Source organism: Bradyrhizobium icense (assembly GCF_001693385.1).
Taxonomy (GTDB): domain Bacteria; phylum Pseudomonadota; class Alphaproteobacteria; order Rhizobiales; family Xanthobacteraceae; genus Bradyrhizobium; species Bradyrhizobium icense.
On record NZ_CP016428.1, the window covers coordinates 5,013,140 to 5,029,123 of the forward strand.

The 15,984-nt window shown below is 57.4% G+C and carries 14 protein-coding genes and 1 pseudogene; 4 read left to right on the top strand and 11 right to left on the bottom strand.

Going from position 1 to position 15,984, the window contains the following annotated elements:
* The first annotated feature begins 318 nt into the window (after nucleotides 1–318).
* Nucleotides 319–501 carry a hypothetical protein gene (locus tag LMTR13_RS40955; protein ID WP_065729936.1) on the top strand — a complete coding sequence of 61 codons (183 nt, stop codon included), beginning with the start codon at nucleotides 319–321 and terminating at the stop codon, nucleotides 499–501.
* A 475-nt stretch (nucleotides 502–976) separates the two neighbouring features.
* On the opposite strand, the gene LMTR13_RS39535 is transcribed toward LMTR13_RS40955, so the two are convergent.
* The 3 genes from LMTR13_RS39535 to LMTR13_RS23795 all read right to left on the bottom strand — a co-directional run bounded on the left by LMTR13_RS39535 (nucleotide 977) and on the right by LMTR13_RS23795 (nucleotide 4,249).
* Nucleotides 977–1,174 carry a hypothetical protein gene (locus tag LMTR13_RS39535; RefSeq protein ID WP_057849747.1) on the bottom strand — a complete coding sequence of 66 codons (198 nt, stop codon included), beginning with the start codon at nucleotides 1,172–1,174 and terminating at the stop codon, nucleotides 977–979.
* A 737-nt stretch (nucleotides 1,175–1,911) separates the two neighbouring features.
* Nucleotides 1,912–3,738: a glutamine--fructose-6-phosphate transaminase (isomerizing) gene (glmS, locus tag LMTR13_RS23790; RefSeq protein ID WP_065729938.1), complete on the bottom strand. Its 1,827-nt coding sequence runs from the start codon at nucleotides 3,736–3,738 to the stop codon at nucleotides 1,912–1,914.
* A gap of 172 nt (nucleotides 3,739–3,910) precedes the next feature.
* Nucleotides 3,911–4,249 (bottom strand): hypothetical protein, encoded by a 339-nt coding sequence (locus LMTR13_RS23795; protein WP_065729939.1) that lies wholly within the window; start codon nucleotides 4,247–4,249, stop codon nucleotides 3,911–3,913.
* Nucleotides 4,250–5,050: 801 nt separating this feature from the next.
* Here LMTR13_RS23795 and LMTR13_RS23800 point away from each other — a divergent pair.
* Entirely contained in the window at nucleotides 5,051–5,866 is an 816-nt protein-coding gene (locus LMTR13_RS23800; protein ID WP_236843066.1) for a hypothetical protein, read from the top strand.
* A gap of 295 nt (nucleotides 5,867–6,161) precedes the next feature.
* Here LMTR13_RS23800 and LMTR13_RS40960 read toward each other — a convergent pair whose 3' ends face one another.
* A complete protein-coding gene (locus LMTR13_RS40960) occupies nucleotides 6,162–7,199 on the bottom strand; it encodes a hypothetical protein (protein ID WP_156795737.1) in 1,038 nt (345 codons plus the stop codon).
* Nucleotides 7,200–7,421: 222 nt separating this feature from the next.
* Between LMTR13_RS40960 and LMTR13_RS23810 the strand changes: the two are divergent.
* Nucleotides 7,422–7,910, top strand: a pseudogene (locus LMTR13_RS23810) (IS5 family transposase); the annotation flags it as partial.
* A 209-nt stretch (nucleotides 7,911–8,119) separates the two neighbouring features.
* Here LMTR13_RS23810 and LMTR13_RS42060 read toward each other — a convergent pair.
* The 7 genes from LMTR13_RS42060 to LMTR13_RS23845 all read right to left on the bottom strand — a co-directional run bounded on the left by LMTR13_RS42060 (nucleotide 8,120) and on the right by LMTR13_RS23845 (nucleotide 14,645).
* Nucleotides 8,120–8,329, bottom strand: a complete 210-nt coding sequence (locus LMTR13_RS42060) for a hypothetical protein (RefSeq protein WP_065729942.1) — start codon at nucleotides 8,327–8,329, stop codon at nucleotides 8,120–8,122.
* A gap of 557 nt (nucleotides 8,330–8,886) precedes the next feature.
* Nucleotides 8,887–10,776 (bottom strand): sulfate adenylyltransferase subunit CysN, encoded by a 1,890-nt coding sequence (gene cysN / locus LMTR13_RS23820; protein WP_065729943.1) that lies wholly within the window; start codon nucleotides 10,774–10,776, stop codon nucleotides 8,887–8,889.
* Complete coding sequence (cysD, locus tag LMTR13_RS23825) at nucleotides 10,776–11,675, bottom strand: sulfate adenylyltransferase subunit CysD (protein WP_065729944.1); 900 nt, start codon at nucleotides 11,673–11,675, stop codon at nucleotides 10,776–10,778. Before cysD ends, cysN begins: the two co-directional genes overlap by 1 nt.
* A gap of 28 nt (nucleotides 11,676–11,703) precedes the next feature.
* Nucleotides 11,704–11,943: an inositol monophosphatase family protein gene (locus LMTR13_RS39545; protein WP_083219165.1), complete on the bottom strand. Its 240-nt coding sequence runs from the start codon at nucleotides 11,941–11,943 to the stop codon at nucleotides 11,704–11,706.
* A gap of 581 nt (nucleotides 11,944–12,524) precedes the next feature.
* The gene (locus LMTR13_RS23835) at nucleotides 12,525–13,031 is read right to left on the bottom strand and encodes an isochorismatase family protein (protein ID WP_065729946.1); all 507 of its coding nucleotides are present in this window, start codon (nucleotides 13,029–13,031) and stop codon (nucleotides 12,525–12,527) included.
* Nucleotides 13,032–13,095: 64 nt separating this feature from the next.
* Nucleotides 13,096–13,734, bottom strand: a complete 639-nt coding sequence (locus LMTR13_RS23840) for an acyl-homoserine-lactone synthase (protein WP_065729947.1) — start codon at nucleotides 13,732–13,734, stop codon at nucleotides 13,096–13,098.
* A gap of 191 nt (nucleotides 13,735–13,925) precedes the next feature.
* Entirely contained in the window at nucleotides 13,926–14,645 is a 720-nt protein-coding gene (locus LMTR13_RS23845) for a helix-turn-helix transcriptional regulator (RefSeq protein WP_083219167.1), read from the bottom strand.
* A 449-nt stretch (nucleotides 14,646–15,094) separates the two neighbouring features.
* Between LMTR13_RS23845 and LMTR13_RS23850 the strand changes: the two genes are divergently transcribed.
* Nucleotides 15,095–15,973, top strand: a complete 879-nt coding sequence (locus LMTR13_RS23850) for a LysR substrate-binding domain-containing protein (protein WP_065729949.1) — start codon at nucleotides 15,095–15,097, stop codon at nucleotides 15,971–15,973.
* Nucleotides 15,974–15,984: the final 11 nt, after the last annotated feature.

Below are 15,984 nucleotides of genomic sequence, written 5' to 3' on the forward strand. Positions count from 1 at the left end.
TCCACTTCGCGATAGTCTTCTGGCCCTCGCCTCCGTTCAGATGCTCCCGGGGCAGCAAAGATGCCAGCGAGTAATTCTAGCTGCCCGTCGACTTCTGGATCATCTCGTAGACGATGACTCTAACTCCCGATCATCTACCCACCGCGCCGCATGTCCCGCGACGAGAGCGGGCCGCTGCATCGACGTGGGCACGAGCAAGTTCGACGAGATGGTCACTGACGGCCGCATGCCACGCCCTAAGCGCGTTAACGGTCGTGTGATTTGGGACCGCTTATGGCTTAACACCGATGCCGCCGCCATCCCTGAGGACACAGAACTATGTCCAACATTAGGAGGGACGACGAAACAGGCTATGTTGGCCTCGCCCTCACCACCGAAAACAAGGACCCTAAGGGGCTGAAGAGATTCGGCGACTTCGTCAATTGCGAGGCGGTAGCAATCGGTCTCGGCGGCGCTCTCGTTCCCAATAAGGCGGAGTCGGTGCGGCCGCTTGCGCTTTAAGCAGCCGGCCCTTCTTCGCCGTATTTGCACGTCGCCAGGATGGGCAGGACGGCAGATCTTCAGTGCGGACCAATGGACTTTAGCAGTTCGCACTGATCAGTGAAGTTAGCCCAACGTTCGACTTTACATCAGCAACTCCGATTAGTTTGAGACCCGCTCCTGAAAGCCGATCCCGAAGAGGGCACGAATACGATGCATCAAGTTGTACACGCGGGCGGCGACTACGGCGGCGAACTGACCGACGCCAGCTGTGCAAGCGGGCCGACCGCCGCGCGAGACTTCGATCCGTGCCCTTTTTCGCAGAAGCCGCGATGATGACGCGCAGAACAACCTGAGAGCTCCGCTCCAAAAATCGACTCCCGCTCAATGGCTTCTTCATGCACGACCCCCACGGACCAAGCGATAGGGGCCGACACCTTGTGCGGCTCGAGCCAGTCCCTGCCGCACGCGCATCAAAAACCCTTTCGATGAGCACCTAAGCTCGCGGAAGCGATACCTCTTCTCGAGTCATCGTCTGCGCATCGTAAATTCTGACCTGAAGCATTGGAAAGCGCTTCTTCAGATCTTCTGCCCCTGTCTTTGCTCCGACTTTGGTCATAAATTCGGCTTTCAATCGACCATCCACTTCAAGCGCGTACCCTGACGTGGGCAGTTCGCGGGCGGCAGCAACCATTTCGTTTCTCCGTCGCACTGGGATTGTTGGAGGATAATAGCCTAGCGTGAGTCGCTCAAATCGCGCCAGCGGCAGAATGAGTCTGTGTGTGAATCGTCGCGAAGCTGTAGTTTATGAGCAAATTGGCCTTCCGACCTTCGATACTTCGGGGAATTCCCTGATCTCTTTGCTGAGATAAGAACGAATGGATGCCGCCCCTTCCAGCGTGATCGCGGCACACACCGCGGATATCGAAGATGGCCGCCGACGATGGGAAAGCGCTTGAAGCCAGCGATGGAGCGATCGGGCTCACACTAGAAGCGCCAAGGTCACGAAGCTTGCCGCGACGAACATGAGTAATAGCTCACGAAGCCGAATTTGCGGTGGGACCTGCACGGCGATCTCGCCGAAGTCGCCGCGCTGGTCCCGCCGGATCAGCAGCGCCCGGCCATGGTGGTAGCCGACTAATTCAAGCGGACTTTCAGTTACCGATGCACGGCAGACAAAGTTCCTATAGATCGCGCCATCCGTGAATCTGAGCTGAACCCCAGTTGTACTTTTGAGGTCATTCTTCGCATTTCGAGACGCGAACCATTCATTTCCGGAAGGCGATATGGACGCACGCAGCAACGACGATCGGCATCAACATGGATAGGAGAGAAATTGAGGATCTGCTCGGTTTTGGCTTCCACAGAACGGACATAACCAAACACCATTGGCTGGAGGCTCACCACCACCGCGACTTTGGCCCTGCCCGCCTATTCTACGGTCACCGATTTCGCGAGATTACGTGGCTGATCGACGTCCGCTCCCATTACGACAGCGGTATAGTAGGCCAAAAGCTGCACCGGAATGGCATAGACCATGGGTGTAAAGGTTGCAGCCATGTCTGGCAGCACAATGGTCACGAGCGAATCCACCGTCGCTTCCGAAGCCCCTGTCGCATCGGTCATCAGGATGATGTTGCCACCACGAGCGGCGACTTCCTGCATGTTTGAGACGGTTTTTTCGAAAACTCGGTCATAAGGAGCGATCACCACCACCGGCATGCTCTCGTCGATCAGCGCAATCGGGCCGTGTTTGAGCTCGCCGGCGGCATAGCCCTCGGCGTGAATATAGGAGACTTCCTTCAGCTTCAGCGCGCCCTCCAACGCCAAGGGGAACGATGTGCCGCGGCCGAGATAGAGCACAGCGCTCGATTTGGCGATGTCGCGCGCGAGCTTCTCGATCTGCGGTTCGATCGCGAACGCCGCAGCGATCAGCCGCGGAACTTCGATCAGCTCTTCCACGAGCTTCAATTCATCGATGTCGGACAATTCTCCGCGCCCTTTGCCTGCGGCGACCGCAAGGGCGGCCATCACCATCAGCTGACAAGTGAAAGCTTTGGTCGAGGCGACGCCGATTTCCGGGCCCGCCATTGTCGGCAGCACGGTTTCGCTCTCGCGCGCAATCGTCGACGTCGGTACGTTGACCACGGAAACCGTGTGCAGCCCCTGCGCCTTGGCGTAGCGCAACGCGGCCAGCGTGTCGGCGGTCTCGCCGGACTGCGAGATGACGATCGCGAGATCCCCCTTGCGCAAGGGCGCTTCGCGGTAGCGGAGTTCGGAGGCGACATCGATCTCGACCGGCATACGGGCCAGCCGCTCGAACCAATACTTGGCGACGTGACCGGCATAGCTTGCGGTACCGCAAGCCGTGATCGAGATGCGCCTAATGTCATTGAAGTCGAATGGCAGTTCGAACGGCAGCGCGATGCGTTTGGCGGCCATATCGACATAACGCGCCAGCGTCTGTCCGACCACTTCCGGCTGTTCGTGAATTTCCTTGGCCATGAAGTGGCGATAATTCGCCTTGTCTACCAGGAGCGATGACGCGCCGGATTTCAGCGTTTCCCGGTGGACGATGGCGCCGTTCGAATCATAGATGACGCCGATCGTGCGGGTAAGCACGGCCCAGTCGCCGTCTTCAAGATAGGTGATTGTATCGGTGAAGGGCGCGAGCGCGATAGCATCCGATCCTAAATACATTTCGCCGTCGCCGTGCCCGATCGCGAGCGGCGACCCCCTGCGCGCGCCGATCATGAGATCGTTATGACCTTTGAACAGGAATGCCAGCGCGAACGCGCCGCGCAGCCGCGGCAGCAACGCTTTCACTGCGTCCTGCGGCGAGTAGCCATTCTTTAGATAGGATTCGACGAGATGCGCCACCACCTCGGTATCGGTCTCGGAGGCGAAGTTAGCGCCATTCTGCTCTAGCTCAACGCGCAGCTCGCGGAAATTCTCGATGATCCCGTTATGGACGACGGCGACATTGTTCGTCACATGCGGATGGGCATTGCGCTCGGTCGGCTTGCCATGGGTGGCCCAGCGCGTATGACCGATACCAATATGACCCGACAGCAGGTCACCGCGTAGCCGCGCCTCGAGATTTTTCAGCTTGCCCTCGGCACGCCGGCGTTCGAGATGGTCGCCTTCAAGCGTCGCGACGCCTGCGGAGTCGTAGCCGCGATATTCCAGTCGTTTGAGTGACTCGACCAGCTGCCCCGCGACCGGACCACGCCCCAAGATGCCGACAATACCGCACATGCTGATCAATGCCCTCCAGCTTCAAGGAAATCATCTTCAAAATCGCAGAAACTTAACCAAATTCACTCGTCTGAACGTACTCAATACTCATTGCGGATGGCGACATCGTTGGCGGTTCAACTCTGGAATTCGCTGTCAGAGCAATTAGTCTCGCCGCGTGCACACGCGCGAGCTAGGTCTTGGAAGTTTCAACCATCATCTGTTCGCGCAACCCCAGCGCGGCTTTGGCGACCACGATCGAATACCAGTAGGAAGCGGTAGCCAGCGCAGCAAACGAGCTGAGAGTTTCGAGGTGAGCCAAGTACTCAGGCGCGAGTCCATGGTCCCGGGCGACAGCGAGCCATGGCGCAACAGACTCTTCGTCCGGTAGCGAAGATAGCAATCGTAGTCGCAATAGGGCTGCTGGGTGGAGATATTTCGCTGGTAGCCTGACCCCAGGGATCGACGACACTCGATGCAGATCGACGGACCGCATGACGTCCTGCGATAGAACTTCATAATCGTCGGTCACCTCGTCTTATTTCCTTGCGCCGAGAGCCATTCAGGACGCTCCGGCCCGATTCTCGACGAGACTAAAACTATTGCGATTGATGGCTCAATTGAACGTAGGTAAGCCTTCGATATTGAAAGGGTTTTGAGAGCTATACGAAGGTTTGTAATCCGCCTCTCCTCCGTCAGTGCTGATGTCAGCGGTCCACCTTGCGCGGCCGGCTTGCGCGATCCCATTAGCGGAAACAGTTTGTCATGAACAGCCTCGCGCATTTTGCCGTGCCACCTAGGCCGCGGGATCTGTTACGGAGTTGAACGCACGGCTGCTCCTGGGCGCGCCTAGTACCTCGACAGAGGTTTTGACTGATTGGTTTGGCATCCAAGACGGGTAGCTGCTGAGGAGGGACCGGCACTTCGATGCTGCGCGGCGAGCCGGGTTGGCGCCTGATGAGGCCCGCATGTTCGAGGGTCAGCACCACCTCGAAGTGCCGTTGCATTGATTTAATCGATACCTGCCCGGAGCGCCCGCCGAGCAATTGACGTGAGCGTTCTGCGAGAAAAAGCCATGCGACGCTGCCCTCGACAGTACACTCGGATTCGTTTTGGTGATCGAGTTGACCGAGATCAATGACGGCCGGGCTGGGCTTGTAATTGAGCCGCAAAGGCGATGCTTCAGGCTAGTCTGAAGGGGTGCGGCCTGGAATTGCATCCCACCAAAACAAGGAGGCGACAACATCTGTGTGTAGCAAATATGCTTTGCGAGCGTTCGGGAAGAAATGCCTCTGCCAGACCGCTCGTACCATTCGTGATTCGGAGGAGTCGGATGATCACGCCGGTTCGACGGAATTGGTGTCCCAAAGAATTGTTCAAAGCTCTGACGCCGGTGATGTTCACCGCCGAGCCATCCGTTCTGCGCGCACGTTGGAACAAGCTGTGGCCAGAATTGTATACCGAATATGACGCGAGGCATCTGAAAAAGGAGTTGGCCATCCGCAACTTGATCGCTACCGAGGAAGCTGCGGCATTCTTTGATGCTTGGGCCGCGGACGAGGAGCGTCACGCCGAGGGCTTTATCCAGATTATGGAGCTCGTCGCTGATGGATCCGAAAAGGATCTTCGGGAGAGATTGGACGCTCGATCACACAATTTTAGTGCAATCAATGAATACCTGAAAGACGAATTCTCTGTGATGGTTATGATCGCCTTTGATGAAATGTGCACCTGCCACGCCTACGCTGCGGATAAGGCTTTTTATGCCGGACTTGGGAGCGATAGATTCGTTCGTTGGCTAAGGGAAGTGACTGCCGACGAGGCAGTTCACTCGATGAACGCGATTAACGTTATCCGCGCCCGGTACTCCGATCGCATCCGCGAAGTCGGCACAATCCTCGACGGCCTAACCGGCGGTGTCGCCGATGAGTCGGACTATGGCGGCACCTTCGTTCTCGATTACTTCGGCGAGAAGTACACGAAGGAGATGCTAGCTAACTGTCGCGCCACGATCATGAGAAATGTTGCCAAGCCGCTCACGACCGCAGAGCGAGATGGACGGAAACGGTCGGCCAAGTTGACCTCAACGCCGTCACACCGGCTGCGGAGTGATTCCGGCGCCCAGCCTGCTCCTTCGGCTCGTACATGAGCGGCTGCCGCGCAGCGGAACAACGAACGTCAAATGACCGCGGTCGCTTCAGGAATCGATGGGTGATCGTTGTGCTGTTTCAGCCTTCCACCTCGCTGAGTTCTCTAGACCCAAAATTCCGCCAGACCTTGGATCAGCGACCGTTGGCCTCAAGGTCGTGTGGTCCTGTAGTCCAGCATTTTTTGTTCGGTTGGCGTCGAATAAAATCGTCGAAAAATCAATAATTTAAGAAACTTCGCTGAGTGGGCCCAGAGCAGAGGTCCGAAGTCAGGGCCCCCAATAGGCCCTAGACCATTCATCCTTTCATGGATGCTGACATTGCAGCGATCGATGACACAAACGCCTCGGCTACATCTACGCGCGAGCATTGAATGCGCTCGTTCAATCCACCGGCTGAGCGGAGATCGATCTCGCCATAGAGACACATGGGCAACTGCCTGTTGTTCTTAAACCGCCGGTCTGGACCTCCCTTGCGGTTCACGTAACGCCAGGTCTGGTCCACGACAGTTGCGTCCATGGGCAGCGCTTCCTCCTCAATAAAACGAGTATGTCGGAAAGTGACTTCAACATCGCTGTAGCTAAATCCAGCGACAGCATTACCAGCGGTAACCAGAATGACGTCGGGCGTCAAATATATCGTTTCTTTCCCGGCTGGGAGCTTGAGAAAGTTCATGTTGGTGGTGACCAGCGGCGGATTACCGGTGGCCAAGTGGATTTGCTTTCGTTCTATTAACTTCGATGCGCCCGCGTTTCGCTTCCAGTCGGCTTCCCGTTTTTCTAATGGAATATTCCAAATGCGACCGCAACGCGCCATCTCACTAAACGCGCGGGTCAAAGCCTCAAACCGCTCGGATTGATCCGCAGATAGCTCGTAGTCGAGCAACAAAGTGTTTGACTGGCGTCCGTGAAGGACGAGCGATCCAAGAACGAGTACCGATCCAGCAGCCATGGTGAATGCGGCTATTGGTGGAATGGCCGCTCCCGAACCGCCGATCATGATGGCAGCGACGACAAACAGCGCCGAGACGATGGCAATCAGTACCTTGTACGTTCGCCATCGCGACTCGCAGGCTGCCAATGTCTGCGCAATCTCAATTGTCGAATTTGCAACCAATTGATCGATAGGTGCGCTATCGATGACCGTGGTGCCGGGATCATCGAAGGGCGTTGGCTGTCGCGTAGCTGTATTGTTGATATCCGGTAGTGGAGGAGGCGATCCGCCTGTGGAGTAAGGCTGATAGGCACGCGCGAGCTGGTTAGACGATTGGCGCAAAGACGGTGGCCAGACCTGCTGCACCTCGACAATCTCGTCGCGGATCGGCAGGCACTCCAACGGCGATTGCGGGCTGATCCAAGCCTGGGCTGATGAGGCTGGCTGGAACGGCTCTCGCCGACACCAGGCTGCGGGGGTCGCAGGCGATGCCCCGCGCTGCCTAGCCTCCACACACCGACGATTATGCAACTAAGTAGACGCAGCTCGGGCGACTCGGCGCCGGGGTATTTAGGGCCAAATGGAGGCGCTGTCCCTACCGCCCGCGCTGCTAGCTCAGTATAATACCTGATCGTTGATTCCACCATCGTCCGAGCCCCCATCAGCACGCTGCCGGGGCTAAAAAAGGGGGCCTGAAGATCGAGCCATCGGCCGTTCTCGCGATGGCCTGAGCACCAAGATCCACATGGCCGTTCGAGGCTTGGGATGCCCCGTGCGGTTCACACGGGCTGCGGGTCAGAAGGGTGATGCACCGCAAGCCGCAGCCTTGATAGAGGGATTGTCCGCCGAAGTCGTCATGGCTGACACGGCCTATGACGCGGACCACTTACGCCAAACCATCGCGCCAAGGGAGCGCTGGCTATCATTCCCAACAACCCGTCAAGGGCGCTCAAATATCCACTCGACAACCATCTTTACGCTCAGCCACATCTTGTGGAATGCTGCTTCAGCAAGCTCAAGCAGTTCGGGCGCGTAGCAACCCGCTTCGAAAAAACCGCCGGAAACTATTGCGCCGTCGTCACTCTCGCAGCCATCATGCTATGGATGCGATAAGTGTCCACACGACCTACCGGCTGCCGCAGTTGACCGTGCTCTACGCCTACACGCGTGGCTCGTGCTGTCCCTACCCGAAGATCGAATTGGGATCCAGGCTTCCGGATGGCGGGCTGATATGGGGCTGATCGACCGGGATCTGCTGACTGTAGACGAGCAGGCGATCAAAAAGAGACCCCGGGTTGTGTGAACGATCTTTCGTCGGTTGCTTAGAGGCCCAGAGTGAATGCCGCCCAGTTGCCGGCGCGCCGCTCGACAAGCGCCCTCGCCGCCCGCTCCGCTGCGTGCGCGGAGCGAAAATGACCGCCATCAAGGATGTCAAAAGTGCGCTCCGACGAGAAAAAGCGAAAACCGCGCTCTTCGCGGACGACGATGCCCACGGTTCGATTGGATACTTCGATGGCGTAGGCTTGGGACATGAGTGCTCAATCGCCGGACTTCGGCGCTCCTGTCTGATTGTCGACTGTTTCGATTTGTCAGTACGATCAACAACAGACGCCGGTCACCGCCGGGGAGTAGCGATGGGGCATGCGGCTTCGCATGTCGCGCATCAAACTTCGGTCATTCGTTCTCATTGCGGTGCCCCTGAGAAGCACAACGGCTGATAGCGGAATATCTGGCGGATCGGGCGTGCCCGTCAATGAAATGGGCAACCAAAGTTGGAGCATTTGAGCGATGCCGCGTTCGCCGCAGATTGTAAAAGAGAAAATCATTGCGCAGCAATCAGGCGATCTAACCGGCAGAAACGCGGTCGCTCCCGCGATCAGCACAAACTTTGAGGCTCGACACCGACGACGATCCACGCCCGATGGCCGTTGCCGCCTAGTACGAATCAAGCGGGATCTGGAGCCCTGTATCGACCAGGTGTACGAAGCGTTGTGGTTGGTCCTGACGGCAAGCGCTTGCCGATTGGACTCTCGTTCTTTTCTTTCATCGGCTCAAGAAGTTCGGGCAAGGACGGCAAATTCGGCAAATGCTAGCGATCGCCCACGATTGCGCGGGCCATCAGTACATCGAGAACGGCTTCCGCCAATTGCTCCGGCGTCTGCCCCATGGTCCTGAGATGAATTTCGGGGCTTATCGGCATTTCGTAGGGCGCATCGATGCCGGTGAAGTTCTTGAGCTTGCCGGACTTCGCCTTGGAATAGAGACCCTTGGGATCGCGCCGCGCGCATTCTTCGATCGGCGTGTCGACAAAGACTTCGATGAACTCCTCCTTAGCAACCAGGCTGCGCACCATGTCTCGCTCGGCCCTGTAGGGCGAGATGAACGAGCAAATCACGATTAAACCGCTGTCGGCCATCAACTTGGCGACTTCGCCGACACGCCGAATATTTTCAACACGGTCGGCCTCTGTGAAGCCTAGGTCCCGGTTTAATCCGTGCCGCACGTTGTCGCCGTCGAGCAGCATGGTGTGGCGCGACATTGCGAACAGCTTTTGATCGACAACGTTGGCAATTGTCGACTTGCCCGCGCCGGACAGGCCGGTGAACCAGATGATGCAAGGCTTTTGATCCTTCAGCGCGGCGCGCTCCCTCTTACCCACAGAAAGCGGTTGCCAAGCGATATTGGTAGCCCGCCGCAGCGGGAACGCGATCATCCCGGCGCCGACCGTCCGGTTGGTGTAACGGTCGACGACGATGAATGATCCGGTCTTGCGATTGACCTCGTAAGGATCGAAAGCCGCGGGCAGTGCGGTCGCGACATTGCAGAATCCAATCTCGTTGAGGCTAAGCGTCCTAGCTGCCAGGTGCTCCCGTGTGTTGACGTCGATCCGATACTTGATAGCGGTAATAGTACCGGCGGCAAAAGTCTGTGTTCCAATGCGCAGGATGTACTTGCGTCCAGCAACGAGCGGCTCCTTGTCCATCCAGATCAGATGAGCGGCGAACTGGTCGGCGACCTCCGGCCGCTCGGTCGGACGCGCCAGAAGATCGCCGCGGCTGATATCGATTTCGTCTTCGACGACAATGGTGACGGCATCGCCGGCCTCAGCGCGGGTAAGATCGCCATTTTGGGTCACTATGCGCTTGACACGCGTAGTCCGTCCAGACGCCGCGACAACGATCTCATCTCCTGCCGAGATGCTCCCGGAAGCCACCGACCCGGCATAGCCGCGGAAGTCCAGGTTGGGCCGGTTCACCCACTGGACCGGAAAGCGGAAAGTCTGGCTCGCGGTGTCGGACTGGATATCGATGCTCTCCAAATAATCGAGCAGGCAAGGTCCTTGGTACCACTGGGTGTTGCCGGAGCGGTTGATGACGTTGTCGCCGTACCGGGCGGAGATCGGGATCGGAACGATCGAGGTGAAGCCAAGACCGGCAGCAAAGGCAACATAGTCCCCGACGATCCGGTCGAACACATCCTTCTTGCAGTTAACGAGGTCGATCTTGTTCACTGCCAGCACGACATGGCGAATACCGAGCAGCGAACAGATGAAGGAGTGACGCTTGGTCTGGACCAGCACGCCCTTGCGGGCATCGATCAGGATGATGGCGAGCTGGGCGTTCGAGGCGCCGGTGGCCATGTTGCGGGTGTACTGCTCGTGGCCGGGCGTGTCGGCCACCATGAACGAGCGGCGCAGGGTGGTAAAGAAGCGGTAGGCCACATCGATCGTGATGCCTTGCTCCCGCTCGGCTTCAAGCCCGTCGACTACCAGCGCAAAATCGATATCATTGCCGGTGGTGCCGTGCTTGGCGCTATCGCGTGCCAGTGCAGTCAGCTGATCCTCGTAGATCATCTTGCTGTCATGCAGCAGCCGGCCGATTAGCGTCGACTTTCCGTCGTCTACCGAGCCGCAGGTGATGAATCGCAGCTGGTCCTTCGTTCCGGCCTGGACAAGCTCGGTTGTCGCTTTCGAAGGCATCAGAAGTAACCTTCCCGCTTCTTCTTCTCCATCGAAGCGGCTTCATCGCTATCAATCAAGCGTCCCTGGCGCTCAGATACCGTCGCAGTCTGCATTTCCGCGACAATATCCTCGATCGTGGTCGCGTCGGAATCGATGGCCCCACTCAAGGGATAGCATCCCAGCGTGCGGAAACGCATCATACGCATCTCCGGCTTCTCGTTCGAGAGAAGCGACAATCGCTTGTCGTCGACCATGATCATTGCGCCGCTTCGCCGGACCACGGGTCTTTGCTTTGCGAAGTAGAGCGGGACGACCGGAATCTTCTCGAGCATGATGTATTCCCAGACGTCGAGCTCGGTCCAGTTCGACATTGCGAACACACGCATGGTTTCGCCCTGGTTGATTCGGGTGTTGAAGAGGTTCCAGAGCTCTGGTCGCTGGTTGCGCGGGTCCCACACGTGTCCGGCCGAACGGAAGGAGAAGATCCGTTCTTTCGCGCGGCTCTTTTCCTCGTCACGTCGTGCTCCGCCAAACGCAGCATCGAACTGATAGAGATCGAGCGCTTGCTTCAGGGCGTCTGTCTTCATCACCTGCGTATGAAGAGCTGAACCCGAATCGATCGGGTTAATCCCCCGCTCGATGCCGTCCTTGTTCACGTGGACGATCAGGTCGACGCCGAGGCGCTTGGCCGTCTCATCCCGGAAAGTGATCATCTCGCGGAACTTCCAGGTCGTGTCGACGTGAAGCAGGGGAAAGGGCAGCTTCGCGGGATAGAATGCCTTGATGGCAATGTGCAGCATGACGCTCGAATCTTTGCCGATCGAATAGAGCATGACCGGCCGCTTGAACTCGGCGACCACATCACGCATGATTTCGATCGATTCAGCTTCGAGGCGACGCAAATGTTTCGGTAGCATATGGTCTTCTTTGATGCAGATCTGTTCGTTAGCTGCCGTTTGACGCAGCGCGTCCGCCCCAAGCGACAAAGTCACCGTTGCGGAAGTCGGGCTTGCCATAGCGTATGTTCTGTCCACCGGGTCCAACAACCCTGCCGCCGGCCGCGAGCAGGACCGCATGCCCGGCAGCCGTATCCCACTCCATCGTTGGTGCTCGGGGGTAGACATCCGCCTCGCCTTCCGCAATTAAACAAGGGTATATTCGGGAATTCCCCTGAACGAATTCCATGATTCCGTCGAGAGGATCGACGAGCACGGCGCTCGCTTGCAAGCTTCGAGCCGCATGTTTCTTCGGTGACGATCGACGATTCGGGAAGCGTTCGCGCAAGACACGAACGGATGATCTGGTCGGCTTCAAGGTCCGCGACTGTCACTGGCGAACCATCGTCCTTTTGAGCAGAGGCGCGGACATTCATGATCGCATCGCCGGCGCACACCGCGATGAGGCCAAAAAGCCGCGCAAGCCTGTCGAGCTCATCCAAAGTAGGTTTTCCTCCTTATCGGACTAGGTGGGGCCCTAGCTCTACATTGCCGCCATCGCGCCAGCCCTTTCCTAGCCGCTCGAAATTGACCATTTGCAAATGGTAGCAGACGGCGCGCCTCGTTCAATTTTGAGGCCCGTTCATAGTATAGCTCGGGTCGAAGCGAAATGGTTGGTAGCGTTGAATACTTTGGAAGCCATTTAGTCCTTGGCCCTTTGATGTGTCCCGGTGGGCTTGCGGGGCGGCGCTAAATGTTTGGCGCTCATTCGGCGGCTGCAGGTTCACGAGAACGGGTGCCCCGCCTTTAGGGGTCCGATGGCAATCCAGATCACGATAGAAGCTTCTGAACTTTTTGCGTCAAAAGCGGATCATGCAAACATACCGCCCATTCCAGCAGCATCTGGCGCACCGTGGTCGCCAAGATGCCATGAAGCGCCATCCGATCCAACGCAAGTGATCGATCCGCATCGACACGCGTCGCGATAAGGTCCGACAGGAGGCGTACGTCATATCCACGCTCGGCGGCTTGCAGCGCGGCAATGAAGACATCCTCTTCGAGCCAACCTCCTCCAAAGAAAATGATACCGGTTTCGCGTGAAGCCAGATTGTCCGTAAACCGCCGATCGTGCCAAATGGAAAGAGCGTCAACGTCCAGCTGCGCCATCGAGTGCACGAGTTGCTGACCCTTTGTCCCGAACGGCTGGCATTCGCCGATGAGGGTCGACGCGACGGCGAACATCTCCAGGCCCGTCTGCAGCAATGAGAAACCGACATGCCGCGGGGCAAGTCCGGCCGAAGCCGGCGTCTCGCCGCGCGTCATATTGATCAAAACCACCCGACTATGTCGTGGGTCTGCGAGCATTTACGTATTACTTTTGCTGGATGCTGCTCGCGGGGCATCAGGCGGCCGCGTCAACAAGGTCCGCTGGCACAAGCACGGGGCCGTTGACGTCGGCTTGTTCGTACATCCTGTGAAGCGTTTGTTCGGACATGTCGAGAAAGCCGGCGACCGCCATGGTCGATCCGACCTGCTGCGGAGCAGCGATCCGTCTCAATGGCCAGCCCGCTCGCCGGAGAATGCGCTCCATACGTGTATCAGTGACTGTCACGATGCTGTCTGCGCGCGCGCCGCGTGCTGCCTCCATCATGGCGGCAAAAAGGATAAACGTTGCGCGGTTGAGACTATTGGCCGCCTGCTCCGCGACAAGACTGGTGTCGACGCAAAAGCGTGAGCTTTCGAGAATTCTTTCGTCATGCGGCGCTGGCGTCTCGCCGAGCAGAACGGGAAAGGTATCGGCCAACATGTTTGGTCCGGTCGTCGGAAGCAGACGAACCGAACCAACCGGCTCTCCGGCGTCTGCCACCAGAATGAGATAAGTCGGTCCGAGAGTGTCATACACATCGAGCTCGAATTCACCCGAGACCGACACTGACCAGTCGAGCCTATCCTTGAATACGCGGCGCCGCAGCCGGTACATCGCCGCGAGCAACTCCAGATGACGACCAAATTGAGAGGTGTGAAGTGCGATGGCATGCATAGCGACCTCCTGAAATTATCGGGAGGCCTCAAAACCAGAAAGAGAGTTGCTAATCGCCTGTCAAATTTTACAGGTACCTCTTGTTCAGTTTGATTACGTTAGACCATTTTGGACAGAACACAATACAACATGCCCGGCGCGACGAGCGCCAGGTCTCTTGTGCATCTCGCGAAATGAGAGGGTGTGGATGATTAGGACAGCAAACCGCGCCGCAGCGCCTCGGCGACGCATTGAGCAATAGATGCTGCACCTAGTTTGCGGCGCGCGTTATCAAGATGAAACACGACAGTTCGCGGTGCAATTTGGACCAGCACCGCAATATCGGCGATAGTTTTTCCGCGCGCGGTCCATGCAAGGCATTGGAGCTCGCGCTGAGTGAGTTCGCTTGCGGCGAGTTTACTGGCAGAGAATACGTCAAGTCTGGCGGCGACATAACAATGAAAGTGCAACCCGACGAGTTGTACGAGATCCTTCCCGTCGGCCACGAGCCGCTCGGGGTGAAGATCGCGGTCACCCGTCGCCAGCGTAAATGCAGCCATCCGCCCAAATCCGCCCCTGATTGGCACAGTGATGCCTGATCTAATCCCGAAGGTCGTCGCTTCATCGAAGAACCGGCGCTGTTCGCGATTTCCGGCCAGGGCTGACGCCTCGCCTCCCCAGCTGAATAGCGCGTGCTCGGCACGCGCGCGGCGCACCACAGGATCGAGCTGCTGATATCCTAGTTGGAAGTACCGGCTGGTCCAGGATTTGGGATAGGACGAGATCAACATCGGCGTCTCGCCGGTCAGGCGCAGATAGGCAAATCGCTGGAAGCCAAGCCTCTGTGTTAGCCGCGTTGCGACGCGCTCGAATTCATCCGCGTTTGTTGCGGTTTGGATGGCATCAATAAATTCCTGGAAGATGCTTTCCACCGGGATCCTTCCGGCTCTACCATTTGAACATAATCGACGTGCTTCCTAATGACCTCACCCTCGCCTTTGGCGAGGAAGCTGCTCGGCCTACCAGGTCGCGCGAGCTCGCTAGAAGAGCCACGCGCTCGAGACCGAGTGGCCGAGCTGGAGGCGCACATGAAGACCCTGCCCGTCGATGTACCGGCATCATTCTATGCAACCCATTCGGACAGGGTTTCGGCAAGCTCGGAAAAGCGAACGGCGAGCCCCGCCAAGAGAGTAAATTGCCCATCTAATCCTTATTTTAAGTGAAAACCTGCAACGCAGCCTTAGAAGAGCTAGAGAATCTCTTACAATCAACGCTATCGTCGTTCTCCTTGAAGACTTTCAATCGCCCGAATTAACGGCGTTTCCGTCATCTTGAAAGTATCATTTCTTGAGATCCATGTTAGAGAATCTAACAGCTAGGCATGCGCAAAATTCCACCTTTCACCGCTCTTCGTGCCTTTGAGGCGGTGTCACGCCATGAAAGCGTCACGCAAGCTGCCGCTGAACTGAATGTCAGCCACAGCGCTGTCAGCCAACAGTTGCGGCTGCTGGAAGGATATTTCTCCCGCAAATTGGTGCGGAAGGTTGGCAACCGCATTGAATTGACGCCTGCAGCACGTTCTTACGCTCATGATGTACGCAAGAGCCTCGATCTGTTGGCCGTTGCTTCGGAGGACTTTGCCAGCTCCGGCTCCGCACACTGCATCCGCATCAACGCGACGCCATCGTTTGCGATGCGATGGCTCATCCCCCGTATCGCGGCTTTTCAGCGACTGAATCCGCGTATCGAAATCCGACTTGAAACCTCTAACACCGATGAGTTCGAATCGAGCGTCGACCAAAGTGATCTTGTCATCCGACGCCATCCTATGAAAAAGGCCGGACTAGCTTGCCGTCATCTTCTCGATGACGAAGCCGTGGCGGTCGTCTCGCCGGTGCTGCTGTCGGAATTGAAAGTACGCCATGCTAAGGATTTGACGCGGTGCCCGCTACTGCACATGAAAAGCCGTATCTCGGCCTGGCCGGACTGGTTCCGCAAGGCTGGTATAGATATCAGTCAGACGCCACGTGGCCAAGTCTTTGACCACTTCTTTCTCTGCATAGAGGCAGCGATCAACGGCTATGGTATTGCTCTTGTGCCGGAGGCTCTCGTTTCGCTGGACATTGCAGAACGGCGCCTTGGAATACTTTTTCCTCAATCACGCATCATTGGCTCTGGGTTCTACGGCCTATTCAACCCCTCAGCGCGCAAAGCAAGAAGCGTTGAACAGTTTATCACATGGCTGACGCAAGAAGACTAACTCCACGTGAA

What these genes read in the sequence shown, in the direction of transcription:
- cysN (WP_065729943.1), bottom strand. Translation starts at nt 10,776, where the DNA reads ATGCCTTCGAAAGCGACAACCGAGCTTGTCCAGGCCGGAACGAAGGAC.
- LMTR13_RS39535 (WP_057849747.1), bottom strand. Translation starts at nt 1,174, where the DNA reads ATGGTTGCTGCCGCCCGCGAACTGCCCACGTCAGGGTACGCGCTTGAA.
- LMTR13_RS39545 (WP_083219165.1), bottom strand. Translation starts at nt 11,943, where the DNA reads ATGGAATTCGTTCAGGGGAATTCCCGAATATACCCTTGTTTAATTGCG.
- LMTR13_RS23840 (WP_065729947.1), bottom strand. Translation starts at nt 13,734, where the DNA reads ATGCATGCCATCGCACTTCACACCTCTCAATTTGGTCGTCATCTGGAG.
- glmS (WP_065729938.1), bottom strand. Translation starts at nt 3,738, where the DNA reads ATGTGCGGTATTGTCGGCATCTTGGGGCGTGGTCCGGTCGCGGGGCAG.
- LMTR13_RS42060 (WP_065729942.1), bottom strand. Translation starts at nt 8,329, where the DNA reads ATGTCCCAAGCCTACGCCATCGAAGTATCCAATCGAACCGTGGGCATC.
- LMTR13_RS40955 (WP_065729936.1), top strand. Translation starts at nt 319, where the DNA reads ATGTCCAACATTAGGAGGGACGACGAAACAGGCTATGTTGGCCTCGCC.
- LMTR13_RS23800 (WP_236843066.1), top strand. Translation starts at nt 5,051, where the DNA reads ATGATCACGCCGGTTCGACGGAATTGGTGTCCCAAAGAATTGTTCAAA.
- cysD (WP_065729944.1), bottom strand. Translation starts at nt 11,675, where the DNA reads ATGCTACCGAAACATTTGCGTCGCCTCGAAGCTGAATCGATCGAAATC.
- LMTR13_RS23850 (WP_065729949.1), top strand. Translation starts at nt 15,095, where the DNA reads ATGCGCAAAATTCCACCTTTCACCGCTCTTCGTGCCTTTGAGGCGGTG.